Genomic DNA, 26,677 nt, shown 5'->3' on the forward strand with positions numbered 1-26,677 from the left:
CAAAAGCCTCGTCCCCACCGAAGAACTGGTTCTGGTGGAAGAAACCGCCCAAATCGCAACGTTAAGGTGTTCCGATTGCAACGATTCTCCCCGGTTTAGCGGTTGTTGCGATCAAAATGGGGAAAGGAACGGGTTCCGCCGATTCAGACCATGAGGGACCTGCGTGAGTTCCCTCCGGAACTGGACGCAAATTGAAGCGAAGCTATGAACTTCACCCAAGCAATGATGGCTCAATCGCGATCGACCGCAATCATCTTCGCCGATGTTTCTCGACCACTCTGGATCGGTCGTGCCTGGCGAATCGCGCTGCTGGTGCTCGGTTGTTCTGCTTTCGTCTCAGCGACAGCGAACGCCCAACAATCGCACTCGGTGTCATTGGCACCCGCAACACAGTCCGCCACGTTTCGAACCATGCTGCAGGGCGATTCAAGCCACACGCAAGCCGCCCAAACGGTCTCGCACCAATTGACCGACCGAGCATCCTCATCAGACGCCACCCAAACGGACCCGCAGCAACGCGCCGCGAAAAGGCTGCAGTCGCGATTTGCGGCACTCGAAAAACCCATTCGCGAAATTCGCGTGGTTCAGGCGGATGTCGCGGGGGCGTTTCCGGAAAACCACGCAGCGGAATTGCTCACACCAATGGCATCGCACGTGATCGAAAGCGATTGGTATGAAATCCCAACTTACGATCGTTACCCGGTTTGTTTCTTCCATCAACCATTGCACTTTGAAGAACGAAATTTGGAACGCTGCGGAAATGGACACGGCTGTTTGACCAACGCGGTCTCCACGTTCTGGTTCCTCACCAACACCGCCGTTTGGCCGTATCGAATGGGTAGCGAACCGCATTGTCAGTGCGTCAACTCAGCAGGCGACTGCAAGACTTGCCAACGTTACGCATGCCCGATCGAACCATTGCATACCGATGGCACCCGGCATGAATTCGCGAAAGGTGTGCTGGCCGAAGCCGCCGTGATCGCCGGTTTCACCTTTTTAGTGCTCTGAATTCGCCTCGATCGATGCGATTCATCCACAGCTGGAAACACCCAATCTCGGTGAGTCTGTGGTAGTTTGTTTGCACCGATCAAAATGTCCCGCGACGAAGGCAATCTCGGCCCATCCGGTCACGGGCAATCGTTGAAAAGGAAGCACCATGAGTGACTCAGTCTCACACCTGATCTTTGACGTCGAAAGCATCGCCGATGGCGATCTCATCTCGCGCGTCCGCTACTCGGGTGAAGACTTGTCCCCGGACGAGGCCATTGCGAAGTATCAAGCCGAACGATTGGAACAAACCGGATCGACGTTTATCCCCCACACTTTTCAGGTTCCCATCGCGGTTGTGGTCGCCAAAGTCACATCCGACTTTCGTTTGGTGGACATCAAATCGCTGGACGAACCCGAGTTTCGCCCACATGTCATCACCAAGTACTTCTGGCAAGGCTGGGAGATGTACAACATGCCCCAGTGGGTGACGTTCAACGGCCGATCGTTTGACATCCCAATCATGGAACTGTCAGCGTTCCGGTATGGAATTTCGATTCCCAAATGGTTTGACGACAGCGGCTACAAATCGCGTCGCAACCGGTTCAGCACGCATGCCCACTTGGATTTGCAGGAACTGCTGACCAACTTCGGTGCCGCTCGCTTCAACGGAGGGCTCAACTTGGCCGCCCAAACGTTGAACAAACCCGGCAAAATGGGACTCAGTGGCGATCAGGTCCAAGCGTCTTACGATGCCGGCAATCAGAAGGAGATCAGTGACTACTGCCGCTGCGATGTGTTGGACACGTACTTCGTGTTCCTGCGGTGCATGGTGCTGACGGGCAAACTGGAATTGGAACGAGAGATCGAACTGGTCCAGCAGACACGTGATTGGATCGAAAAGGAAAGCGAAACATGCCAGGCCTGCGCTGATTACATGACGCAAATTGGCGATTGGGACAATCCTTGGTTAGCCGAATCGGAAGAAGTCGACGCCGAAGAAGCGGAAAGCAAAGACGCCGCCGCGGATAACGGTTCGAACAGCAAGGCATCATCGGACGGCGATCGCGAAACGGCCGATTCGGACGAATCCAAAGCATGAATGCTGAGAATTCCTGATGAGCGACCAAGCACTGCGAGTGACCTGCCCCAATTGTGTGGCATTGATCGAATTCCCCGTTGTTTCACGCAACGACGAACCGAACAACCAAACGCTCCACAGCGGCTCATGCGCTGCTTGTTCGCATTTGATCGACTTGCAGTTTGCCGGCAACCAGGTCCCCGCCGACCCGCATTCGTTTGCCAACCGGCAACGAGCCGTCTCATTGTTGAAGCCTAACGAATCCTCGGTTGAGAGTGTTTTGTTTGAGGCCCTTCAGTTGTTTCGCTGCAATTGGAAAGTCCTTTTGAGCGTGTCTTGCCTGACAACGTTGATCTGGTTTGTTTTGGTTGCATGGCCTTGCAGCAAACTGAGCGATCTCTGGACCGTGGCTCAACAAGACGCGACTCAGATACCGACCTTTGTTCTCGCGACGTTGATGGTGGTCTGTGTCGGTATTTTGACCACCGCCTACACAACGTCCGTGATGGCTAGGATGACGTTGGCCGTGGCTCGCTATGGCCGTGGCCGAAACCAGACCCCCGTTCGATTCGCTCCCGGATCGGACGCGATGCCGTCTCGTGGAAGTCTGTCCGTTCCCCCGCGTGTGCTGTTTCACATGACTTTGTTCATGTTGTTCGTTGCCGTGATGATGGGAATGCTGCTGGTGGTGGGAGTGGGCGTCATGATCGCATTCATGTTGGTCCTTCCCTTTCCTCGTGAAACTGCGACGCTGGTTGGTACGTTTTCCGTCGGCTGTGTTTATTTCGTTCTGATCTTCGCGTTGCAGTGGCTACTTTGGCCAAGCGTTTGCTTGATCGCCGACGGCCGATCCTCTTTCGGGCAAAGTCTGCAACAAAGTTTTGCATTGTCGTGGGTGCATCGGCGGGTGAGCCTGAAAGTCGTCACGTTCTACTTTTTGCTGTCCACGGTTGGTGCTTTGTTGCTCTACATCGGCCAAGCGATCACCACTCCGATCGCGAGTCTGCCGTTGGCGGTGGCGTATCTCCGAATGACAGGTGGCCAAACGGCTCTTGACCCGACCGAGTGAATACGGACTCGATCCCTTCCCCCCACCTGATTCCGATCTCGAAACACGCTGCGCGCGGATTTCGGTTCACGACCTGGACGGATCATGCCGATCCTTCCGATTGGAGTGCGTACGCAAGGAACGCGTCGCCTCACCCTGGTTCGTCATGCGGGGGCATACGAAATGAGAAACACAATCAATCGACGTCAACTCTTGGTCGCACTGGCAACCGCATCCATGGCCTCACCGGCTTGGAATGCGTTGGCGGAACCGCCGTTGGGCGTCAATGGCGTTCAGTTGGTGGGCGAGCCCACTCAATTGATCACCGCCAACGACCTGCCCGCGGCGCGTGTGGTTCGTCTTCCACCGGTCGATGACCGCGTGAAACAGGTGGTTGTGACCGCACTGGCGATTGACCCTCGTGGCGAATGGTTGGCTGTCGCGGGCGACGACCATGTGATTCGTTTGCTTCGTCAGGAAACGTTGCAAGTCGTCCGCACTTTGGGCGACGGACAGCGTTCTGGCGAATCACCGATCGGCCACAGCGACATGATTCGCACGTTGGCCTTTGATGCGACGGGAAGCAGATTAGCATCCGCTGGAAACGATGGTCGCTTGGTGATCTGGGACCGGAACGAACAATTCACCGTGTTGCAAGAAATCGGATCCGCGCCCGCGTTGGCGTGTGTCAATTTCTCACCGACCGGCCACCAAATGGTTGCGGTTGGATTCGATAAAGAAGTCTTCTTGATTTCAAACGAACCAAGCCAAAACGATCGACTGTTGTGCGATTGCAACGATCTGCGTTGCTGTGTTTACCGCCACGATGCCGAAGCACTTGCGATCGCTGGTCGCGACGGGCACCTGCACCTGTTCAATCCCAAGACGGGCAAACTGATCGCGGACCAGCACGTACACGAACGACGTGTTCGCGACTTGGCGTTCATGCCAAACTCAGACGTGCTGGTAAGTGTCGATGAAGACGGGGTGATCCTACGCTGGGACACGCGGACCAACGAAGTGCTTTCGCGACAAAAGATCACCTCGGGACGCTTGTTCTCGTTGGCGATCGTCGACAGTCATCGCATTGCGGCGGCCGGCAGCGACGATGTGATTCACTTGGTCGACTTGGCCGACGACGGTCGATCGCTTTATGTGTCCGGGCAACTCAGAGGCCATGTCGGATCAGTGGCAACGCTTGCCGCAGTCGATGGCATGGTGTTCTCCGGCGGATTTGACGCGACTTTGCGGCGTTGGGATTTGAATCGAAACGCAATGGCGGACAGCAAGATTGCACTCGGCAACGACGGGTCGACCCCGGCCAGCGAACCGACACCTCGCTGACCCATCGACCCCATCACATCCTTCCATTCCTTCAGCTGACCTGAACTCCCTCGCGTCCAACTGAAATCAATGTGCGGTACAAGGAGGTACCAAACGTGATCTGGAAACGTCTCGAACGATTGCTAACACCCAACACTTCTGCTTCGACCGGGCGGAAGATGCGCATCGAGTCGCTGGAGAATCGTCGTTTGATGGTGGCGGATCCGATCCATGTGGGATTGGTCTATCTGGAAACGGACTACTTGGAATCCGACCAAGACGTCGGCAGCGACTCCAAAGGTGACCGGTTTCTGCTTTCGTTCACCGGCGGAGCCCCCGGCACCGAGCTGACGGAATTGATCATCCGCACGGACAAAGACGGCGACGGAATTTCGGTTGGTGACCCGATCTTTGATACCGAAGTGGGCGGCCGCGGTAAAAACGGTGCGCATCCATTCACGGTGCAAAAAATCGAGACCCTTGATGGGACTCCCGCCGATGTGACCGCAACGGTGGACGATGGTGGACAAGTTTTGAAGCTGAACTTTCGTGGCTTCAGCGCTGGCGATCGCTTGGAGTTCACGATCGACGTGGACGAAGTGCTGCGCAACCTTCCCGACCTGGAAGAGTTCAACCAACGACTCGACGTGATCACGTCGGGGCAAGAGTTTCAAGATTCAATTTTGGAAGCCCTCTTCGAAGCTCCGGACTACTACGCTGCCGAAGCCGACGCGATCTTCTTGAACGACTTCGGGGATCCAGCCCGAGACTACGGTTTGGATTTGCCGCCGGACGAAGGCACCGACATCGACAGTCGCCCCAACCGATCCGCCGCCGCGGTCGGAACTGCGACGCAAACCCCAATCCCCGCCTCGATCGGGGGTTTTGTCTACCGAGATGACAACGACTCCGGAACCAAAGACGCCGGCGAAGTGGGCCTCGGTGGCGTCACCGTTCGATTGATCCCCGTCGACACGATCGCGCCACAGAACCAGCTCGAGACCAAAACCAACGCGGACGGTTCGTACCAATTCACGAACTTGATGCCGGGTCGCTATCGCATCGTCGAAGTCGACCAGCCCGCCGATTTAGAAGACGGTAAAGACGCCGCCGGTACCATCGATGGCCAAGTCGTTGGTTCGGCGATCAACCCCGGCGACGAAATTCGCGACATCGTTCTCGGTGGCGGTGATGTCGGGGTGGAGTACAACTTTGGCGAAGTCCCGCTGGGATCGATCGGCGGCTTTGTCTACTTGGCCGCTCCGGGTGCCGACTGCGATGGCGATCATGACGAAGGCGACAGCACGCCTTTGCAAAATGTCGAAGTTCGTTTGATCGACGAACAAGGCAAATTGGTCGCGACGACGCGAACCGGTGCGGACGGCAGCTACCTCTTCGATGATCTTCGCACAGGTGTTTACGAGATCGTCGAAATCACTCCCGATGGCTTGCTGGACGGCGGGTCACATCCTGGAGAAATTCGCACGATCGCTTCGAACATCTTCGTGCCCGTGGGTGGATCCGTCGACGGCGGCCGAATCACCAACGTCGCGTTGCCACCCGGCGGCGAAGGTCACGAGTACAACTTCTGCGAAGCCGCACCAGGATCACTGTCCGGTGAGGTCTATCATGACCGCGACAACGATGGAACTCGAGACGCCGGTGAAGAAGCCATCCCCGGCACCCAATTGGTGCTGGTGGGTTCGGACGGAAACGTTGTCGCCACCACCGTCACCGGTCCCGATGGCGCGTACAAATTCAGCGGTTTGGCGGCGGACACCTACCGCATCATCGAAACACAGCCGCTCGGCTACATCGACGGCATTGACTCGGTCGGTCAAATCAACGGAACCACCGTTGGTGGTTTGGGGTCAGATTCAGACAGCTTCGTCAGCATCACGCTGCGTCAGGGGCTGCACGGCGTCAACTATGATTTCGGTGAGCGCCAACTCGCTTCACTGAGTGGACGCGTGCACGTTGACTTCGACGAAGACTGTTTCAAGGACGATGACGAACCAGTCCTAGAAGGCGTGACCATCACGTTGGTCGACGATAGCGGCAATCAAGTCGCGCAAACGACAACGGACGCCGACGGTCGCTACTACTTCACCGATCTGATTCCCGGCAACTACTCCGTCATCGAAACGCAACCGGAAGGCTACTTCGAAGGTGGAGCCAAACCCGGATCGGCTGGCGGCGTCAGCGAAAACGGCAGCCGCATTGGTTCGATCACGTTGACGTCGGGCGAAGTCGCGGTGGACTACGACTTCTGCGAACGACCACCCTCGGAAATCTCCGGGATCGTGTATGTCGATCGTGACGCCGACTGTTTCCGCGATCCTGGCGAAGAAGGTCTATCGGGCGTTCGCATCGAATTGGTCAACGAAGCTGGCGACGTCATTGCCACCACGCTGACCGATGCCTCGGGATCCTACAAATTCACTTTCTTGCCAGCGGGCTTCTATACCGTTCGTGAAATCCAGCCGAGCGGCTATTTCCACGGCGGCCAGAAAGCAGGCAGCCACGGTGGCAACGACTCGCAAGCCGATGTGATTTCGACCATCGACATGGGCTGGGGAGAAACCCTGACCCAGTACAACTTCTGCGAACTGTTGCCATCCGAATTATCCGGCATCGTGTATGTCGACAAAGATGCGGATTGCTTCCGCGACGCGGATGAAATCGGTCTGGCCGGCGTGATCGTCGAACTGTTCGATGAAAACGGTGCCTTGGTCGGCAGCACAACCACCGACGCCAACGGTGCCTATCACTTTGGCAACTTGAAATCGGGCGTCTACACCGTTCGCGAAACGCAACCCGAAGGCTACTTCCACGGTGGCCAGATGGCGGGATCGGGCGGTGGCGATGATAGCGTCGCCGACGTGATCTCAACCATCGACATCGGCTGGGGTGTAACGCTCACCGATTACGACTTCTGCGAGCGTTTGCCATCGGAGCTGTCTGGTGTTGTCTATGTCGACAAAGATGCCGACTGCTTCCAAGACCACGACGAACCCGGTCTGGGTGGCGTCTTGATCGAGCTGTTCAACTCGGCCGATGAACTGGTTGCGACGACCACGACCAGCGCAGACGGCTCCTATCACTTTGGAAACCTGCAAGCCGGTTCTTACACCGTTCGCGAAACGCAGCCCGAAGGCTACTACCAAGGCAGCCAGATGGCCGGCAGCGCGGGCGGCGACGACAGCATTGACGATGTGATCTCAACGATCCCGATTGGTTGGGGCCAGACACTGACCGACTACGACTTCTGCGAAGTCCTGCCCAGCACAATCTCCGGGATGGTTTGGGCGGACACCGTTCGCAACAGTGTCTTTGACGATGGTGAGACTCCGCTTGCCAACGTGATCATTGAATTGCGTGACGAGACCGATCAGGTCATCGCGACGACACAAACCGACAACGAAGGTCGCTACACGTTTGATTCCTTGCCACCGGGAACCTACTCGGTGCATGAATCACAACCCGATGGGTATTTCCAAGGCGGCCAGGTTGTCGGCGACTTCGGTGGCCGCATCCTTCGCAATGACGTGATCGGCGAGATCACCATTCCAGGTGGAATCAACGCGATCGGTTATGACTTCCCGGAACTGCCGCCGGCAACGATTTCAGGTTACGTCTTCCAAGACGGCGAAAACTTGGTGCTCGTTGCGGCCCCCAGCCCGGAAGATTTGCGAAAGTACCGCGACGGTGAACTGACCGACGACGACACCCGTTTGTCCGGCGTCACGCTCGAATTGCGAAACGTGTTGGGGCGCCCCGTTGATAGCTCGACCGGAGCCTTGGCGGGAACGTATGGAACCGAAACCATTCGCGTCACCACCGACGAAAATGGTTATTACATCTTCAGCGGCTTACGTCCTGAAACGGTTTACTCGGTCTATCAAGTCCAACCGGCGGGCTTCATCGATTCGCTCGATACCCCAGGAACACTCGGTGGTTTGGCGATCAATGTTGCTGACTTTGTGTCCAACGGTGGTGAAGGAACGCTGACGTTCCCAACATCCGTTCAGAACTTGATGGCTGATGCATCAACCGATCCAAAGTTCGACGCGATTTTGCAACTGTTTGTGGGTGCGGGGCAAACCAGCGCCAACAACAACTTCAGCGAGATTGCAATCGAAGATCCGCCAGTCTTCCCACCGCCAGAATACCCAACGCCGGATCCAGTCACTCGCCCTTTGGCGCCCATCGAGACGTTCGAGACTCCAATCCGACCGATGGCATTTGGAATCCACTTGGATCCCAATCAGCAATTTTTCTTCGCCGATGAATGGCAGGTCAGTTGGCACCTCAGCGTGATCAACGGTGGCTTCCCTCGCGGCGATGGTGCCGATTCGGCAATCGTCCAAGCAGATGAGTTTTCGGGCGACGGTGATCTGATTCGACCTGCCAATTATCGATTGGGGATCGACGGCGATGCCGAAGAAGATGGCGATCGAAAAGGCAAGCTGCCCAGTTCTTTGTTGCGAAACGATTTGATGGCGGGGCTTTGGCACATCCAAACTCCGACGATTCGAACGCTGGCATCGCAACCTGAAACGGGTTCCCACATCCAAATGGGACACCCCGACGCCACGGCGCTCACCGGTGACTTCAATGGTGACGGCGTTGACGAAGCCGTCCTTTACATCGGTGGTCAATGGTTCGTTGATCTCAACGGCAATGGACAGTGGGACGCTGGCGACATGTGGGTCCGCCTGGGAACCGAACTCGATCGTCCCGTGGTGGGTGACTGGGACGGAGACGGCAAAGACGACATCGGGATTTTCGGGCGTCGTTGGGAAAACGACTGGGCTCGGATTCGACGTGACCCCGGTTTGCCCGACCCTGCCAACATCCGCCGACGTGGCCTGACTCGCGAAGAATTGGTACCACGCGAAACGACCGCAAACGAAGACCAACAACGGATGTTGATGCGTGGTGAAGACGGCGGACTACTAGCGGATGCGGTGGACCACGTCTTCCAGTACGGCGAACAAGTCGACACACCCATCGCGGGTGACTGGAACGGCGATGGCATCGACCAAATCGGTGTTTTCCGCGGCGGCCAATGGTTGCTGGATGATGATGCCGATGGCCGTTGGACGGGCAAAACCAAACCTCACAACTTTGGTCGCCCCGGTGACGAACCCATCGTCGGTGACTTCGATGGCGATGGAATCGATGAAATCGGTGTGGTCCGAGGTGATGTGTGGATCATCGACAGCGATGGCGACCGCAAGCTGACAGCCAATGACAAACGCATCGTCGTGATGCGAGAGTCCGCTGATTCGCAACCGATCGTCGGAGACTTCGACGGCGACAACAAGGACGACCCTGGCTACTACACCAACGCCGGCTGATCTCCAAAGAAGTCGGCCAACCGTACGATGGACTTCCAAGTCCGTCGGTGGCGGCTGCTTTGGACGGACTTGGAAGTCCATCCTACATTCACTCACACAAATGGGCGTTTGGTGTTCGCATCAATCGCCGCCTTCATTGTCTGGAACAGGAGCACGGATTCGCTTACCCTGCTGTCCGTTTGAACGAGACTTCGAAAGAAGCCTCACTCCTCCTCAATGATTGAGCTGATTGAATGTCGGATCGCATCATCCTTCGCACTGGTGAATCTCTCGTCGCCGGTGGTCCACCCTTCACCGCCGCAGAACCCGAAGTCGTCATCGGCGAACTCGATGGCCCCGTTGGCACCGCCCTGGCCACGTTGACCGGTGACCAATCGATGGGTCACTCAAAAGTCTTCGCGATTCTGAACACGGACATCCAAGTCCGGCCGGTGACTCTGTGCGTCAGCAAGGTGACGGTCAAAAACAGTCGCTACACCAATATCCTGATGGGCACCGTTCAAGCCGCGATCGCCAACGGCGTTTTGGATGCGGTTCGCGCCGGCGACATCCCCAAGGAAAAAGCCAACGACCTCGGAATCATCTGCAGCGTGTGGTTGAACCCTGGTGTCATCGATGACGACAACTTGGACCACAAGGCGTTGTTCGACATCCATCGCAAAGCGATGACGCAGGCGATTCACAAAGCCATGAACAACGAGCCATCGATCGATTGGTTGCTCGAGAACCAAGACAAGATCACCCACAAGTATTACCAGATGGGTCTCGACCGCAAAATTTGATTCGTCCGTGTACTTGTCGCCGATCGGCTCCGCCCGTTCGAAGCCCCTCGAGAGTTTGAACTCTCGTCCGGCCGTTAGCGGAACAACGATCCGCTGGCTGGTTCTTCACTCGACTGACCGTCTAGGGCGGCGATCCATTCAGCAGGATCGTTGCCCAAATCTTTTCCGGTGCTCTCGCGAAGCGTTTCAATCACCAAGTCCTGCGTCGCAGGATCTCGATCTTGAAGAGCGAGTCTGAGTGAATTGGTTGAGATTTCACCGGGATGTTTTCCCAAAGCCGCAATCGCGGCATGCCGGACGTCTTGGTCTTGCGATTCACCAGCGACCGAAGCCAGCAACTGAGCCGCTCGATCTTCGGAACGCTCACCCAAAGCACGACACGCTTCCATGCGAACCTTCAGGTTATCGTCTTTCAAACCTTTCGCGACCAAATCGATGGTGGTTGCGTCTTTGGAACGCCCCGCGGCCAAGATTGCCAATCGACGCATCTCAGCGCTAGGATCGTTCTCGTAGATCTGTTCCAAGTGCGGTGTCCACGTTTGTTGCCGCTCGGCGGGCATGGCGTACATCGAATTCGCCAGCGACTGCAATTCTTCGCGACGTTTGTGATCCGTCACACCGATCGCCTCATCCGCCTTCCACTGCCGCATCGTGAAGTACGGATTAGCGTGCTTGAGCGCGTACATGGGACCATCGTGACAGCCCCCGGACAGCACCAAGACGGGTGCTAACACGACGACAGGCATCAACGGAACGATCGACTGGAAAAGGCGACTCGCCATGCGGTTCATCCGAGACGGGAAGATTCATTGAACATTTCAACCTTCGACGTAACAAAACCAAGCGGATGAGAAAAACCCCAATTCACCCCCGAAACGTTTCACGCAAGTGTTTCACGAAAGAGTTCCCCTGTTGCAGAGCCTATCACCAAAAAGGTGAAAGCAGGAACGGTTAGGAAATGTCCTGTGGGAACGTTATTCTCTTTCCGCTTGGGGATATCTTCAGCGAGCCTAAGTTTCGATTCTCGATCTCTGTTCCCCCATCTCCCCATCGTTGTGCCGTTTTGGCAACAGGCACTTAACACTTCATTCCTAACCGATCCTAGATTGAATTAGAGCCCTACCTTTGTCATTCCACGATTTGAAAACAAAGTTTGAGTCTCTCGATGGGCTGGAACAGTTGTCGTGTCAGCTTCTTGCCATCGCCTTTGACACCGTCGACCTTTCGGATTTAACGAAAATGGTGCGGCACGCGTTGCCTTGCTTGACCAAAGTCGGGAAACCGACGCCCCCCAAGGTTACCCAGGCAATCATCAAGCCGGCACTGAAACACCTGCAAAACATCGGTTGCATCCAGTCTCAATCCAACCTGCGGTTCCACATTCAGCCGTCCGTGGCCGATGCGATACTGAGATCATCCATCCACGAGGGAACATTCTCGGATCTGGTATTCATCGTGAACAACCTGGCGACTCAAAACCGATTCCCGTGGAGACAAATTCACCAGTCAGAACAACAGAAAAGGCAACGACTGGCTTTCTATCAAGGCGATGTGGAGAGCTATTTCAACCTTGCCCCTGAAGAAGCGATCCACACACGAAAACTAGGCTTACTAACTCCCTTTGACGAAACCGTCTACGAAGGCCTGCCTATCGAACTTCAAGACGCCTACTGGCCGGTCTTCGGACCTTCCCTGTTGCACACGGCGAATGGCTCGACGGGGATGATGGATCACGTCGAAGCTTGGTTGAAACGTTCGTCACCCGACGACGAAGTCGCCATTTCCGTGGGCACCGATTTATTGTTTGCCGCGGGTCGTTGTTCGACGTTGCAACCGTTGGCGGAACTGCTGAAAAACCAACGCCCCGAAATTCTCGGGCTGGTCTGCCTTCTGCAAGGTGACCGAGATCAAGCGACCCAACACTTTGCCACCGCAATGCCAGCTACATCGCTTGGAAAAAGCTCGTCCTTGACTGCATGTCAAACCTTCGCCGGATTGTATTACCCGCTGCTATTGCTCCGGCAGTCCGACCCCCAGGCGACCGCGACGGCCCAAAAGATCATCCAACGACGCATCAAGAAATTGGATCAGGATCTGCTGCTGGGATGCGACGCCGTTTTGAGCGGGTGCGACTTTCTAGAAGACCCAGGACTGGCTCAGCACATCCAAGCCAGTTGGACCGATGATGTGTCTCGCCCGTTAGCAACATTGCTCAGCGGCTATGTACGTGAAATTTGTTCTAGCTCCGAAACTGCTTCTCGTGAACTGAACAACCTCGCGCAAATCGGCAAGTTGTATCTCGCCTCGGGGCTGGACTGGCTGGCTGCCGAAGCGATGACGCTAGTCAACGAACACAAGCCGAATCAGTCGACTGCGAAAACGATCAAAAAAATCTACAACACCACCGGCACGTCACCGATGGCCGGTCAGTTCGAGCGATCACCCATTTGGAAAAAACAGCTCGGCGCCTTGCAAGCTTTTGCTGCCAGCTTTCAACCCGCGTCATCCCCCGCCCAGCAAGCTGGCCAAGCAACGCCGCAAGAGAGCGACCGCCTGGCGTGGTTGGTGAACATCGCTGCCAGTGGCCGCAGTCTCGGTTGTCGGCCGGTTCACCAAAGCTATAGCAAGAAGGGCTGGTCCAAAGGTCGCCCCATTGCTTTGGAGCGAATCTATGACCCAAGTCGACTCGCCGAGTTTGATTTCCTAAAGCCAGAGGATCAAAAAATTTGCGGTTCGCTTCGTTGCGAGACTTCACGTGATCACTACGGATACACCGAATATCACTACTACTTTGAAACCGCGTTGCTAGTCGATGCCCTGATTGGTCACCCCTGCCTGTTCATGGACGACGACGCCCGATCGCCAATTGAAATCGAAAAGAATCACGCTCGCCTAGTCGTCGAGCGATCGCCCGAGGGTGGCGCAACGATTTCCTTGTCACCTCGACCAACGTCCCGTGAAAGTCATCTGCTCGTTCATCGAGAAAGCACATCGAAGTTTTCGATCGTTCAGTTCAGCGACGCGCAATTGAAACTGGCGTCGATGTTAGCCGACGGTCTGACGGTGCCCGACTCCGCAGTCGATCAGTTACTCGACGCGGTGCGGCCACTGGCACCGATCGCGCCATTGCATTCGGAGATCGAAGTCACCGCCGACGGTGCAGAGCAAGTCGTCGCCGACAACACCATTCACGCTCACTTGACACCTTACGATCATGGCTTGCAAATCGCATTCTTCACTCGTCCCTTTGGTGACAGTGGCGGTTTCTTCGTTCCAGGTCAGGGCAGTCGAACGGTTGTTACCAAGATTAACGGTCAGGTGCGATCGACTCGCCGGGACCTGGAGGCGGAATCAGAAAGCCTTCGTGCGGTGCAAAACGATTGCGACTTCTTGGGTCAGCAGGCCGATGCCGAAGTCATCGATCTGCCCACCGCAGCGGAGGCTCTCGAAGCGCTCTTGGAGCTAAATTCGCTCGTTGAGGAATCACGTTTGACATTGCACTGGCCCAAGGGGCAAGCCTTTCAGATCGCTGGGTCCGCAGATGAGTCGGACTGGAAAATCAAGATCAACGGGGGCCAAGACTGGTTCGCCGCTTCAGGGAAGCTGCATGTCGATAGCAATTTGGCCATCGAGATGATGGACCTGCTGGAGATGGCTAGCGCCAGCACCTCCCGATTCGTGCAACTCAACGATGGACGATTTGTGGCGTTGACCGAACACTTTCGCAAGCGACTGGAAACCATGGCGGCGTACACCGATCGCCGCCAGGACCAAGTCCGGTTCCCCACCATTCGCGCCACCGCGATCGCCGAACTGACCGGCAACTCTGACCTGACCGCCGACCAACAATGGAAGTCGCAGATCAAGCGAATCGAATCGGCCGACCGAGTCCGGCCGAAATTGCCCAAAACGCTGAATGCCGACCTGCGTGACTACCAAGTCGATGGCTTCAAATGGATGTCCCGCTTGGCTCACCTGGGGGCGGGTGCCTGCCTGGCCGATGACATGGGATTGGGGAAAACGCTGCAGTGCCTCGCCGTTCTGCTCAACCGGGGTAAGTCAGGTCCGGCATTGGTGGTCGCGCCGACTTCGGTGGCCGCCAACTGGGTTTCCGAAATCGCACGCTTTGCCCCCTCGCTTCGTCCAATCCTGTTCAGCGAAGCGGATCGCGAGACGGTCATTGAGTCCTTGGGAAAACGAGACCTGCTGATATGCAGTTATGGTTTGTTGGCGAACGAAGCAGAAAAATTGCAATCCCGACGTTGGCAGACACTGGTTCTCGACGAAGCCCAAGCGATCAAGAACGCAGACACCAAACGCAGCGAAGCGGCAATGGGACTCGAAGCGGATTTCCGAGTCGTGCTCACCGGCACGCCCATGGAAAACCATTTGGGCGAACTGTGGAACCTGTTTCAATTCATCAACCCAGGCCTACTTGGCTCCTCCGAATCGTTTCAAGAACGCTTTGCGATTCCGATTGAACGCGACCATCGCCGCGACGTTCAGCGGCAACTCAAGCAATTGATCGCGCCCTTCATTCTGCGGCGAACAAAGTCTCAGGTGCTGGATGAACTTCCCCCGCGAACCGAAATCACCGTGCCAATCGAATTGGGCGAAGACGAAGCCGCGATGTACGAAGCCATGCGTCGAAAGGCACTCCAAAACTTGGAAGACAGTGACGACGACCGCCCCGTGCACATCAAGATCCTCGCGGAACTGATGCGTCTGCGCCGGTTCTGTTGTCATCCCGATTTAGTCGACCCCGATGCTGGCTTGAAAGCGGCAAAGCTCGAACGCTTCACTGATACCGTGACGGATTTGATCGAGGGTGGCCACAAAGTGTTGGTGTTCAGCCAGTTCGTTGGCCACCTGCATCTCTTGAGAGACCGGCTCGATGAACGAAAGATTTCATATCAGTACCTGGACGGCAGCACGCCAGCGAAGAAACGCAAGACCAGTGTGGATGCCTTCCAGGACGGCGAAGGCGATGTGTTCTTGATCAGCTTGAAAGCCGGGGGCGTGGGGTTGAACCTGACGGCGGCCGACTACGTGATCCACATGGACCCGTGGTGGAATCCCGCCGTGGAAGACCAAGCGTCCGACCGCGCCCACCGCATGGGACAACAGCGGCCCGTCACGGTGTACCGATTCATCACCACAGGGACCATTGAAGAACGAATCCTGCAACTCCATGAAAGCAAACGCGACCTCGCCGATAGCCTGCTTGAGGGCACCGAATCATCCGCGAAACTCTCCGCCGAAGAACTCATGAAGTTGATTCTGTAGAGAGAACGCCGGTCGCCAAAAGACGCCTGCCAACCTGACTCGAATCAATCCGCCACCTCTTTCCCAGCGTCGAGGTCGTGCAGTTTTCTGACACCGCATTTCGGCAGATTTTAAAATGACGCACCTCTCCCGAACCGAAGTTTGGGGAGAGCTCGAGCGACGCCGTTCAGCCGTACGCGAGGGTGAGGGCCGAGCATGAGAAGTAACGCGTGTTCCCCTCCCCCAGAAAGCCCGCACAATTTGAACCTTACAATTTACAATTTCACTTTTTCAATCACCTCCCCGCCTCTCTGCCTCTCTGCCTCCCCGCCACCAACTCCCCACCGTCCACCAGCGAAGCCTCTCTTCGCCAACCCATTCGCGGCCCGCTTCCGTTGCGGCTTGTCGATTGAGTCGTCAACAAGGTTTTGACGCATGTAGTAGGGGCACTCTTGTCCGTCCAAGTTGCGGATGTCGGCCAAGAGTGGCCAACCAGACTGTTGATTGAATCAGCCGCACCGCGTTAGCGGCGGTTAACCAGACGTCCACTGGGGCGCACGCCCATCGGCCAATCGTTGTCATTTGGTATGCGACTGAATCAACAGCGCGCAACGGGCGCGCTCCCGTCCGCTCGAAAGCAAAGCGACCACGCTCGGCACGCAGATCGACGCTGCCGAGCAAACCCTCGAAGCGTTGACGGCAAAGCACGAATCAGAAATGTCGCAACTCTACATCCGGCGAAACGAGATCAATGCGATCCGCAAACGAGCGTCCCCGGCCCGCATGGAACTACGCAACACCCGCGAGGACCGAGAACTGGTCGCTGAATACGATTCGGTCGTCGATGAGCTCAGTGCGGCCGACCACACGCGAGCTTCCCTCGCCGAGGAAATGGACAAGCGAGAAGGCTGGATGCGGCAAGACCAAGAAAAAGCCGAGGCGACGCCGTTCAAGAACGAAGCGAACCGCTCCACCGAGCAAGCCAAAACGCACGAAGCCATCCTGACCGACCTACGAGCCAAGTTTGAGCCCGCAGATGCCGCGGTCAACGCCTTGCAAGAACGCCTGTCGGAAATCGAAGACCGACTGCTCGAACTGTAAACGCCAGCCCGCTGGCCGACTCAGATCTTTGACAATTTGGTTGTGGCCATATTTGCGCCGTCGGGGTTGGCGATCCCGACGGCTTCAAGCAGTTACGTCGAGCTTTCGTCGTCAAGCTCAGACTTCTTAAAGTAGATCTCTCTAGCCTCGTCTCGGATTCTACTGCGTCGGTGACCGTCAACGACCTCCTTCAGCACAAGTCCCTGTTGCTGTAGTTTGCCGGTTCGGCTTCCGACCAATTGATAGGTTGCATCGACAAGTAGCGAGATTTCGCCCGCTCGCATCCATTGATCAGATTCCTCAAGTGCAGCCAAAATCTCGAGCTCAACCTCTTCGAGCATCAATGCCTCATCAAGTTGCGCGACCTCGGTTTCAAACTCATCGCTTAGTTGCACCACCGAGCAGACTCCGCTCTGGCAATTTGGGCATTTCCACTTGTAAAAGGAAATCTTGTCTTCGTCTTCCATGGAAAAACACGAACCGCATTCGTTGCAGCGAATCGTGCTGGTCTTAGAAAGAAACTGGTGGATCACCCGGTTGTAGTCGAAGCAGCGTTGAACAAAATAGTTTCGGTATTCACGTCCTGCGGGATACCCCCACGCAAAATTCTCGGCTTCGGCAAGGCCATACAGAAAAGCGTATACCGAAACGTCACGCCCATTCTTGTCTCTGGTGTCAGAATACTTCGTAACCAAGAAATTGAACTCAAGAGACGAAAGAACGCTCTCCAACTTCGGATCAATGTAAAAGTGACTAACCGGCGGATTGTGGCCAAGTTCGTCGAAATATGTCCCACCAACTTCACCGCGGTTGATGCGTTTCTTCAATTCGATTGATTCTGCTAACAACGCGCGAAGTAGGTTTTGCTGATTGTGTCGGTCAAGCTTTTGCTCGAATGGTTCAAGGGCGAAACGTCCTGCGCGATCGAAGTACTGGGAAACAACGGTTGAGAAATACTTACTGGATGCAAGTCGAATACTTGACGGGGTAATTCCAAGCCCACGGGAAACACGGTCCAGATAGCAGTAGTGAAGTATGTATCCGAGCAAACGAGGCGAGTTCGTTGAGACAAAGAAAAGAAGTCGGAACAGTTCTGCGGGATCCGCTGAGGGGTCGAAGTAATCCGAAATACTCTGCCCAAAAGCACTAAATCGTTTTTCAAGCAAACGGCGTGTGTAATCGATTGCACTAGCTTCGGCAGTTTGCAACTCGTTCGATTTATAAAGTTGAGAAAAGTCCAAGCAGACCGTGTCCACTTTGCCGGGATCTATTCGTCCGTAGTAGACACGACCAGGATATCCAGCGACCTTTAGTTTGATGCGTTCATTCGTTGCATTGTTGAGTGGTGACAAAATCACGTCGACAAAGAGACGTTGGCTTACCCACTCAAGTTCCGAGAAGTCATCGAAGAATACGACCAGTCGGAGAAGCTTTGATTCATCAAGTAAATCCGTTACCTGCTCGATTAGTGATGCAAACGGAAACGATTTCAGTACGACATTGGAGTACTCCTCGTACAGTTCGCGGTCGTCCAGTGTTTTTGAATAGTCGGATCCGGCAACTTCGCCTGAAGCGGTTCCTGATAGGCCAAGAGCAGAAGCCGATCCACTTGCCGTCGCTTTCGCGGACGCAGTGCGTTGTTTCTCATTCTCACTTCGATTGCGGGCTTTAATTGTGATCTGGCGAAGAACAGGGAGTTCTTCCTCACGCAATTTACAACTTGAAACAGATTTTTCAATTTTCTGCAACGAGCTGATCAGTTCTTGATAGCCTCGCTTACGACCGCTGAATCGTTCAATGATGCCCATCGATTCGCACGCAAGATTTAGCTCCTTCAACAACTGCCGAAGCACCTCGCCGAGAAAATGCTTTCGCAACATGTGGGCGCGAAAGATTCCGGGGTCGACGTCTCCCAGGGTTCGCTCGGTTGTGACGGGCTGACTTCCGTCTGCAAGTTCATGAAGGCTTTTGACATCGATATAGATCGAGATCAGATCCTTCCTTTTCCTGATCTCTGATTGCGCACGAGCGAACACTGTGCTTTTCCCGGTTCCCTTTCGACCGGTGAGAAAGGTGGTGTTGCTCGACAGAACGGTCGTAAGAACCGCGTCGCTTGGAAGCGGGTCGACGTAAAGGTCATCGATCGGACTCCCGCCCAATTCAATTGCGAACTCCTTGAGTTCGGCTCGTCGATATTGACGCAGAGACTCTGCGATGCGATTGAAAGTTGCTGGATCGTTCTTCGTCTTCTTGCCCATTGAATTTCTCTGTTGAAGTTGGATCAAACTTCCCACGCCTATTTGGCCTTTGCTTTCCGCTTCGCAGGCTTCTTCTTGGCGGCCGGCTTGGCTGCTTGAGTGCGTTTACACAACTCGCTAGCCGGTTTGTCGCTGGGGTCTTGCGGGACGAGCGTTCCGCAAGTAGTCCGAGGCGAACAAGTTACTCGCCGTGCTCCGCTAACTGCGTAAAGTTGCTTTGGATTGGCTTGGCCGGCTTGTTCATGATTTTGGTTTGTCCGCTCGCTCAAGCTGTTTCAAAATCTCTCCAAATCGCTTCGTTTGAATAGTCGGTAGCCGTTTGCTGGGTTTCGCGGAACCGGAATCTGTCCTTCCTCTGCCCACTTGCGCAGCGTGTTTTGGGCACCACCCAGAAACTCGGCGGCTTCTGCTGTTTTGACGTAGTCACTGAGCTTGGTCATGGAACCATCCCGTTTGCCCCGCGGATCTTTTTCATAGGCTTACGCAGTCTATCAAAGTCTGCAGCGAAAAGATGTCATGGGTGGGCTGGCCAACCCTTGGAGCAATCGATGGCAACCGCTACTGCGAAAACAATTCAAATCTACTTGCCAACCGGTGAGCCACGCGGCATTCGTATCGCTGAAATCACGACGCGTATTGTGCAAGCGGTTTTGATCACTCGTAGCGATCTGGCTCAAGGCAAGCTTCGCAAGGAACTGGATCTACCCGGCATCTACTTTTTGTTCGGCGAGGGTGAAGACGAAGCGAAGCCGATCGTTTACATCGGCCAGACGGAAGGCCTACGACCGCGAAGTCAGCGTCTCCCTTCGCCTTCCAGACTTGAATGCCCAGGAAGTCTGCGGCCACCAAATCCCGGAACTTCTTCACCACGACAACGAATTGCTTCCCGCTCGGTCCTAACCAGCTACTTGCCCGCTGCTCGCTGGTAGACGATTTCCATCACCTTGACCTTCTTGCCATCGATCATGCTGTGCATGGTTGTCGTGCGTTTGTCGGTGCCTTGGTAGACCGTTGTCATCGTGCCCGTTGATGGTTTGCCCTGCATGTCGACTCCCTTGGTCTGCAGCGTCATCGCCTTAGTCTTGGGGTCGTAAGTGCCCTTCATCTGCGTGGCCACGGGCGTCATCGAATCGATCCAACTGCCAACGTACTGCTTCGATGCAGGGTCGTAGCCAACATGGCCCCGTCCTTCGAACACTTCCCCGCCGAATTCGCCCTTGAAACTGCTGACCAGCCAAACCTGGCCCAGCATCTTGTTCTCTTCCGTGCCTTCGGAAACCATTTCCTGTCCCATGACGACATCGTCACTTTGGCATCCCAGGTCCCCGCGTCCATTTGAAGAACATCCTTGGGCAACATCTCCTGAGCCAATGCCGACGTCCCTTGCCAGCCAACCAAAACCATCAAGCAAACACTTAACATTCGCATCGCAACCACCTCTTGAGAAGAAATTAAACCGCGTTCAACAACGCCTGTTTTTATACTCGCTTCGCTTCCCGCAATGGAGAGCTGCAACCAATGCAGTCGTTGCCTCCTTCAACGATCACGTGGACGGAACCATTTTCATTGGAGACACACTGAATGTTGACCTCCAGAAAATTCCGTAGCACGTCGATGTGGGTTTGGCTGTGCAGCGACAAGGGTCCGGTGCGAAACTCACTGCGGTGTCCATTGCGTGCCGCCAAACCCATTGGCAACAACAATTGATCGGCTAGGTAAACGCCAACCGGTACATCGCTGGCCAAGTACGCACGGGCTTCGCGAAGTGCCGCACGAGCGACCTGTTCCGCTTTGACTCCGACCTTGCCAAATCCAATGATCAGTTCGCTGATATTGTCAAACCCCAGCTCGATCATCACGACGTTGCCGGGACCGCCGGACTGCTGAACATCGACCACCTGGAATGCCTTCTGTCCCCATCCGGTTTTCCTCGCGATCACATCACACTCCCGCTGGCCAACCGTTTCTGGAATCCTGGAAACCAATGCGGTGACTTTCGGTTGCAGGCTACCGGCTCGGTCCGTCAGTGCCAGTCCCGTGATCCCTGTGGAGGGCTCAACCTTCATCACGATTCTACCGCCGCCGGCTGGATAGAACCCATGAGATTCAATCTCAGCCTCGACTTTCGCGTTCATCCCAGCCAGCAATGGCAAGTAGCAACGCAAGAAGAAATCAAATGGTGGTGCCCAAGAGGCGTGAGTCCCGCCACCGATCGTGATCGTGGAAGGAGCATCGGCGTGCAGAAGAACCGGCAAGATGGTTTGAGCCACCAAGACAGCGCTGCCCGCCGACCCCACTTCAAAGTGATGGTCACCGCCGGACAATTGACCGGGCACCAAAGTCAATTCGCCCGAACCAAGCTGGTCTCCGCTGACTTCGCCAGAACATACCTGTTGGATCGCGCGAACACCTGCCAGATGTTGACGAAGCAAACCTGGTTTCTTGCGACCGCCGCGAATGTTGGTGAGTCGGATGGGTTGCCCCGTCACCGCCGCAAGGGCGAGCGAAGAGCGAACAATCTGCCCGCCTCCCTCGCCCTCGCTTCCGTTGATTTCAATCATCCGCTTTGCTCGCATCCTTGATCACGAACCGTGCTTTCAAACGAGCCACCTCGCTTGCCAATCCAGCCGACTTCACCGACCGCAGGACTTCATTGAAGTCTTTGTATGCCGCAGGCGCTTCGTCGATCGGGTACTTGCGACAATTGCTCAAGATATCGTTGGAATCGAATTCCGAATCCACCGTCGCTTGATCCAACACACGTTTGGCGTGACGACGTCCGAGCGTCCGTCCCGCACCATGATTGACGCTGTAACAAGATGCCGACGCACCTTCATCGGCCACCATCACGGCTGACCCATCGCGTGGATTTCCCGGCAACAAAATCGGGTGTCCGGATTTTGCAAACGGAGTGTTGGCAAGCGAGTGATGCCCACCTGGCATCGCTCGCGTGGCTCCCTTTCGATGCACCCATGCCGGTTGATTGTCCACGATTTCCTTTCGAGCAATGTTGTGACTGATGAAGTAAACCAGGTTCCCGCGTGTTCCCGGAATCACTTCCTGGAACGCTTCCAATACGAGGGCATTGATCAGCAAATGGTTCACGGTCGCGAAGTTCGCTCCCAATGCCATGTCATCGAGGTAGTCATTCGCTTCATCTGTTCCCAAAGGAGCGTAGACCAATTGGCGATCGCCCGCAGGAAGCGGAATCCCCCACCGGTCAAACTTGTCCTGCAAGGTACGGAATTGCCCCGACGCCAAGTTGTGCCCGAACCCTCGCGATCCACAATGCGACAAGAACGCCACGTTGCCATCACGCAACCCAAACGTTTGAGCCACTTCGCGAGCACGGTCGTTGTCGCCAACTTCCACCACTTCACATTCCCCGAAGTGGTTCCCGCCTCCATACGAACCCAATTGCTGCATCTTGTCACTGAAGTTACTCATGTGACGATGGCTTAGGATCGTGTCGAGGCGATTCTCCAGCGCCAACTGCGTGTCATCATGTCCAACATGGTACGAGTCTTCACATCGGTGTGACCAACTGGTTGGAATCCCAAGAGCGTGACACACATCGTCACTCGCACCTTCGGTCACCAATTGCTTTCCGAGTGTTCGGTTGACGTGCCGTGCTTTGGTCACGCTGCGTTGTCCCTTGCCCGCACCCGTCGGTGTGCGTTGGCAGATCGCCGAGATCAACGCTCGACGAACCTTGCGGTCCTCGATCGCTTCGGCGGGAAGATCCAATTGCAGCAAACTCATCGAACACTTGATGTCGACACCAACCGGACCGGGATAGATGTGTGTGGGCGAAACCATCACGCAACCGACCGGTGCTCCATAACCACAGTGCGCGTCTGGATTCAAAACCAAATCAGTCACACCGGGAGCCAACCGTGAGTTGACCGCTTGCTGCAAACACAAGTCGTCAAAGGTTTCGCGAATCGACTCGGTTCCGAAGACGCGAATGGGTGGAGTCGTTTCCGTCCGAAGCAACGCGGTCGCTTCGCCGGTCGCAACCATTCCAGGACCGGAGTACAGGTTCCGCGAGTCCGTGTTCGGACGGGTCTTGGTCGAAGTCGTCATGTGAATCTCGAATCAAAGAAAGATGCTTGTTGTTGCACACAGCTAAAGCATCGCCTGTGCCAAACCAACGACGATTCCACTAAGCAACTACTCATCAAGCACTTACGAACAACGAAGCTTTCCAACCCAGCAACCGAAATCAAAGAAACCCTATCCTGCCAGATCCCTGCTTATACTGTGATCTATGAACAAAAAATGCGTCGTCATCGGTTTACTCGGAGTCCATTTGGATCAACCTCGGAAATCTCGTGATCGATGGGCCACGTGGCGTCCGACCGTTGCGATCTGCCAGCAAGAGGACTTGATCGTCGATCGATTCGAGCTGATCGTCGAACGCCGCTATTCCAAGCTTGCCAATCAGGTGATTCAGGACATCGAAACCGTCTCACCCGAGACGTCCGTGCGAGCCCATCCGGTCACCCTCAAAGACCCTTGGGATTTGGAGGAGGTTTACGCGGGACTGCATCAGTTCTCTCGCGAGTACGCGTTTGATACCGACGCCGAAGACTATTTGATGCATATCACCACGGGGACGCACGTCGCACAGATCTGCCTGTTCCTGCTGACGGAGTCCCGGCACTTGCCCGGGCGGCTGATTCAAACGTCGCCGCCACCGGGACGAGGCCGGTCAAAACAAGCCGAAGCCGCCTCGGTTCAGGGGACGTTCCAAATCATCGACTTGGATCTGTCCCGCTACGACGAACTGGCCAAGCGTTTTCGGCAGGAACACGATGAAGCACGCTCGATCCTGAAACGTGGTATCGAAACGAAAGACGAATCCTTCAATGCCTTGATTGATCGAATCGAGAAAGTCACGTTGGCGACCAAAGCTCCCATCCTGATGTCGGGACCAACCGGTGCAGGCAAAACGCAACTCGCCAAACTGATCTACGAACTCAAGCACAGCCGGCGTCAAGTCAGCGGCCCATTCATCGAAGTCAACTGCGCAACGATCCGAGGCGAACAGGCCATGTCCGCCTTGTTCGGTCACACCAAAGGAGCTTTCACCGGGGCGAACTCCGCCCGTGCGGGACTGCTCAAATCCGCGGATGAAGGCATGCTGTTTCTCGACGAAATCGGCGAACTCGGACTCGATGAACAAGCCATGTTGTTGCGTGCGATCGAAGAGAAGGAGTTCACACCAGTTGGTTCCGACCAAAGCATCCACAGCGACTTTCAATTGATCGCGGGAACGAATCGCGATTTGATGGCCGAAGTCAGTGCAGGAAAATTTCGTGAAGACTTGTTGGCAAGGATCAACCTTTGGTCCTTTCGACTTCCCGGACTGAGCGAACGAAGAGCTGACATCGATCCCAACCTGGACTACGAACTGCAACAATTCACTCGCAACAATGGCCAGAAGATCACGATCAGCAAAGAGGCTCGCAAAGCGTTCCTTGATTTTGCCATGGATCCAGCGACTCCTTGGAACGCGAATTTTCGTGATCTCAATGCGGCTGTGACCCGAATGGGAACGCTGGCCGAAGGCGGGCGCATCACAATCGACTTGGTAACCGAAGAAATCGCCCGACTGCGATCAAGCTGGCAAACAACGGACGCTCGCGGTGACGACGACGTCTTGACCAGTTGCTTGGATGATTCGCAAATCGCACAGCTCGATCATTTCGACCGCGTGCAGCTCGCCGAGGTCATCCGAGTTTGCCGCCAAAGCCGATCGCTATCACAAGCCGGCCGCACCTTGTTCGCGGTCTCAAGAAAAGCCAAGGCAAAACCCAACGACGCCGACCGATTGCGAAAGTACCTGCAACGCTTCGGCTTGAGCTGGGATGAGCTGCTCTGAACGTGGGATAGGCTTCCAGCCTGCCATCCCCGTCAAGACAGTGCGTGAGCCCTCCGGTTCCTCACCGGGTAGCTCGCGCCGCACCGCTAAGCGAGTCGCTTGCTGTTCTTGGCTCCCTTCGAGGTGCAATGATTCTGGCAGACGCAGATCTTGGTTTAAATCAATGCGTCACCTCTCCCCCGGCGAAGCTGGGGGAGAGGTCGAACGGGCCGATCGAGGCCCTGTTCGGGTGAGGGGGCGATGCACAGCAAACTTGGCTTCACAAATCGCGAGACCCCCTCACCCGGATCTCGCTGAACGCTTGCTCCGACCTAGTATATCGCTGTTGCTCTCCCCCAACTTCGTCGGGGGAGAGGTGACTGAAAATACACGCACTGCAGAAGGCGGTGGAGATCTCAAGTTTCGAACGGCTCACACAAGACCTAACAGGCTGTTGAATTATTGAGCCGCACCGCGTTAGCGGCGGTTGATTAGACGCCAACCGGGGCTAACGCCCAACGGCTGATGATTGTCATTCGGTATGCGACTAAATCAACAGCCTGCTAACCGTACATCACTCGGCCGTATCCTTGTTCCCCTTCGCCAACCAAGCATCGGCGACCACCGTGTCCCAGACCAACTGAGTGATGTGGTAAACGATCATTGGCAACACGCTGACTCCCAGGTCCATGGACGCTTGCAGGCCAATCGCAAGCGTTTTCTGACTGGCCGAGAAACCCACCGCGATTTGTGTCTCGCGCCCCCGGCCTAAGATCCAACGCGTGAACAGGATCCCAATCAACAAGCACACCAAGTGAATCACAGATGCGGCCGCAATCAGTTGAGCAAACACGGCCACGCCGTCTTCCTCGGTGATGGAAACCAACTTGTCAGCGGTGGTCACGGCGCCGAACAGCACCATGATCAGGATGCCTCCCTGAGCTGCCCAGGACAAAGTCGGCTTGGCTCGATCGGCCCACTCGGCCCATCCCCAATGCCGCATGCACTGGGCCAATGTCAACGGTGCCACCACCACCAATCCTAGCTTGATCGCCTGGCTCGCCAGTGTCTGACCACCCGATCCGTCGCCACCAACGGCTGCCCCGATCTCCTGCAGCCCGCGAGTGAGCTCCGCCACCGCTTCGGTGTCCGAAACCAACCACCATCCCAGCGGGATCACACCGACGCAGGCGAGATTGGTCACGACCGTAGTCAACATCGGGATCGAATCGTCACCGCCAGCTCGACGCGTCCACACCATCGCCGACGCGAGCGTGCATGGCACCAACGACGCCACATAGAACGACAACTTCCATTCTGGTGCGATCCATCCTGCAATCCACCATGCGGCCAAAGGGACCGCCACTGTGTTCAGGCTGACCGCTGCCAACACCGCGGTCGGTCTCCGCACCGCATCGGTCACCGAACGCAAAGGCAGCGTCATGCCCGAGGCCCACATCACGGCGAACACCACCGCACTGCGAAGCCAGTCCTGCTCCGCCACCGGTCGAAGGTAATCAGCGGCGGTGAATCCAATCGCGAACAAGACCGCCAACGTCAGAAGAAACCCGTGCCGTCGTCCCCAGGCCAAAAGTGGTTTCAT

The 26,677-nt window shown here is 55.8% G+C and carries 17 protein-coding genes; 10 read left to right on the plus strand and 7 right to left on the minus strand.

Going from position 1 to position 26,677, the window contains the following annotated elements; translation table 11 throughout:
* Positions 1–204 precede the first annotated feature (204 nt).
* The 6 genes from RB_RS19075 to fae all read left to right on the plus strand — a co-directional run bounded on the left by RB_RS19075 (position 205) and on the right by fae (position 10,584).
* Complete coding sequence (locus RB_RS19075; protein ID WP_011122243.1) at positions 205–1,008, plus strand: hypothetical protein; 804 nt, start codon at positions 205–207, stop codon at positions 1,006–1,008.
* A 148-nt stretch (positions 1,009–1,156) separates the two neighbouring features.
* A complete protein-coding gene (locus tag RB_RS19080) occupies positions 1,157–2,089 on the plus strand; it encodes a 3'-5' exonuclease (protein WP_011122244.1) in 933 nt (310 codons plus the stop codon).
* A gap of 16 nt (positions 2,090–2,105) precedes the next feature.
* Positions 2,106–3,137: a hypothetical protein gene (locus tag RB_RS19085; RefSeq protein WP_011122245.1), complete on the plus strand. Its 1,032-nt coding sequence runs from the start codon at positions 2,106–2,108 to the stop codon at positions 3,135–3,137.
* 162 nt (positions 3,138–3,299) lie between these two features.
* Positions 3,300–4,460: a WD40 repeat domain-containing protein gene (locus RB_RS19090; RefSeq protein ID WP_231845791.1), complete on the plus strand. Its 1,161-nt coding sequence runs from the start codon at positions 3,300–3,302 to the stop codon at positions 4,458–4,460.
* 158 nt (positions 4,461–4,618) lie between these two features.
* On the plus strand, positions 4,619–9,802 hold the full coding sequence (locus RB_RS19095; RefSeq protein ID WP_423816383.1) for an MSCRAMM family protein: 5,184 nt from the start codon (positions 4,619–4,621) through the stop codon (positions 9,800–9,802).
* Between the two features lie 233 nt (positions 9,803–10,035).
* Positions 10,036–10,584 (plus strand): formaldehyde-activating enzyme, encoded by a 549-nt coding sequence (gene fae / locus RB_RS19100; RefSeq protein WP_011122249.1) that lies wholly within the window; start codon positions 10,036–10,038, stop codon positions 10,582–10,584.
* Positions 10,585–10,658: 74 nt separating this feature from the next.
* On the opposite strand, the gene RB_RS19105 is transcribed toward fae, so the two are convergent.
* Positions 10,659–11,375: a HEAT repeat domain-containing protein gene (locus RB_RS19105; RefSeq protein WP_007333417.1), complete on the minus strand. Its 717-nt coding sequence runs from the start codon at positions 11,373–11,375 to the stop codon at positions 10,659–10,661.
* Positions 11,376–11,709: 334 nt separating this feature from the next.
* Here RB_RS19105 and RB_RS19110 point away from each other — a divergent pair, with 334 nt between their 5' ends.
* A complete protein-coding gene (locus RB_RS19110) occupies positions 11,710–15,870 on the plus strand; it encodes a DEAD/DEAH box helicase (RefSeq protein WP_011122252.1) in 4,161 nt (1,386 codons plus the stop codon).
* Positions 15,871–16,566: 696 nt separating this feature from the next.
* A complete protein-coding gene (locus RB_RS19125; RefSeq protein WP_164922227.1) occupies positions 16,567–16,950 on the plus strand; it encodes a hypothetical protein in 384 nt (127 codons plus the stop codon).
* A gap of 92 nt (positions 16,951–17,042) precedes the next feature.
* Here RB_RS19125 and RB_RS19130 read toward each other — a convergent pair whose 3' ends face one another.
* On the minus strand, positions 17,043–19,208 hold the full coding sequence (locus RB_RS19130; protein WP_164922228.1) for a PHD finger domain-containing protein: 2,166 nt from the start codon (positions 19,206–19,208) through the stop codon (positions 17,043–17,045).
* Between the two features lie 275 nt (positions 19,209–19,483).
* Positions 19,484–19,648 carry a MerR family DNA-binding transcriptional regulator gene (locus tag RB_RS19135; protein ID WP_011122261.1) on the minus strand — a complete coding sequence of 55 codons (165 nt, stop codon included), beginning with the start codon at positions 19,646–19,648 and terminating at the stop codon, positions 19,484–19,486.
* A 108-nt stretch (positions 19,649–19,756) separates the two neighbouring features.
* Here RB_RS19135 and RB_RS28170 point away from each other — a divergent pair, with 108 nt between their 5' ends.
* Positions 19,757–20,137, plus strand: coding sequence for a hypothetical protein (locus RB_RS28170; RefSeq protein WP_231845793.1), 381 nt, complete (start codon positions 19,757–19,759; stop codon positions 20,135–20,137).
* Here the strand turns inward: RB_RS28170 and RB_RS19145 are convergent.
* The 3 genes from RB_RS19145 to RB_RS19155 all read right to left on the minus strand — a co-directional run bounded on the left by RB_RS19145 (position 20,113) and on the right by RB_RS19155 (position 23,294).
* Complete coding sequence (locus RB_RS19145; protein WP_011122263.1) at positions 20,113–20,502, minus strand: DUF1579 family protein; 390 nt, start codon at positions 20,500–20,502, stop codon at positions 20,113–20,115. The two genes, RB_RS28170 and RB_RS19145, sit on opposite strands and share 25 nt — an antisense overlap.
* 184 nt (positions 20,503–20,686) lie before the next feature.
* On the minus strand, positions 20,687–21,769 hold the full coding sequence (rtcA, locus tag RB_RS19150) for an RNA 3'-terminal phosphate cyclase (RefSeq protein ID WP_164922229.1): 1,083 nt from the start codon (positions 21,767–21,769) through the stop codon (positions 20,687–20,689).
* Positions 21,762–23,294, minus strand: a complete 1,533-nt coding sequence (locus RB_RS19155) for an RtcB family protein (protein WP_011122265.1) — start codon at positions 23,292–23,294, stop codon at positions 21,762–21,764. Before RB_RS19155 ends, rtcA begins: the two co-directional genes overlap by 8 nt.
* Before the next feature lie 184 nt (positions 23,295–23,478).
* On the opposite strand from RB_RS19155, the gene rtcR reads away from it, so the two are divergent.
* Positions 23,479–25,095 (plus strand): RNA repair transcriptional activator RtcR, encoded by a 1,617-nt coding sequence (rtcR, locus tag RB_RS19160; protein ID WP_011122266.1) that lies wholly within the window; start codon positions 23,479–23,481, stop codon positions 25,093–25,095.
* A gap of 553 nt (positions 25,096–25,648) precedes the next feature.
* Here the strand turns inward: rtcR and RB_RS19165 are convergent.
* A complete protein-coding gene (locus RB_RS19165) occupies positions 25,649–26,677 on the minus strand; it encodes a bile acid:sodium symporter family protein (protein WP_011122268.1) in 1,029 nt (342 codons plus the stop codon).

It is taken from the genome of Rhodopirellula baltica SH 1 (genome assembly GCF_000196115.1).
GTDB classification, from domain to species: Bacteria; Planctomycetota; Planctomycetia; order Pirellulales; family Pirellulaceae; genus Rhodopirellula; species Rhodopirellula baltica.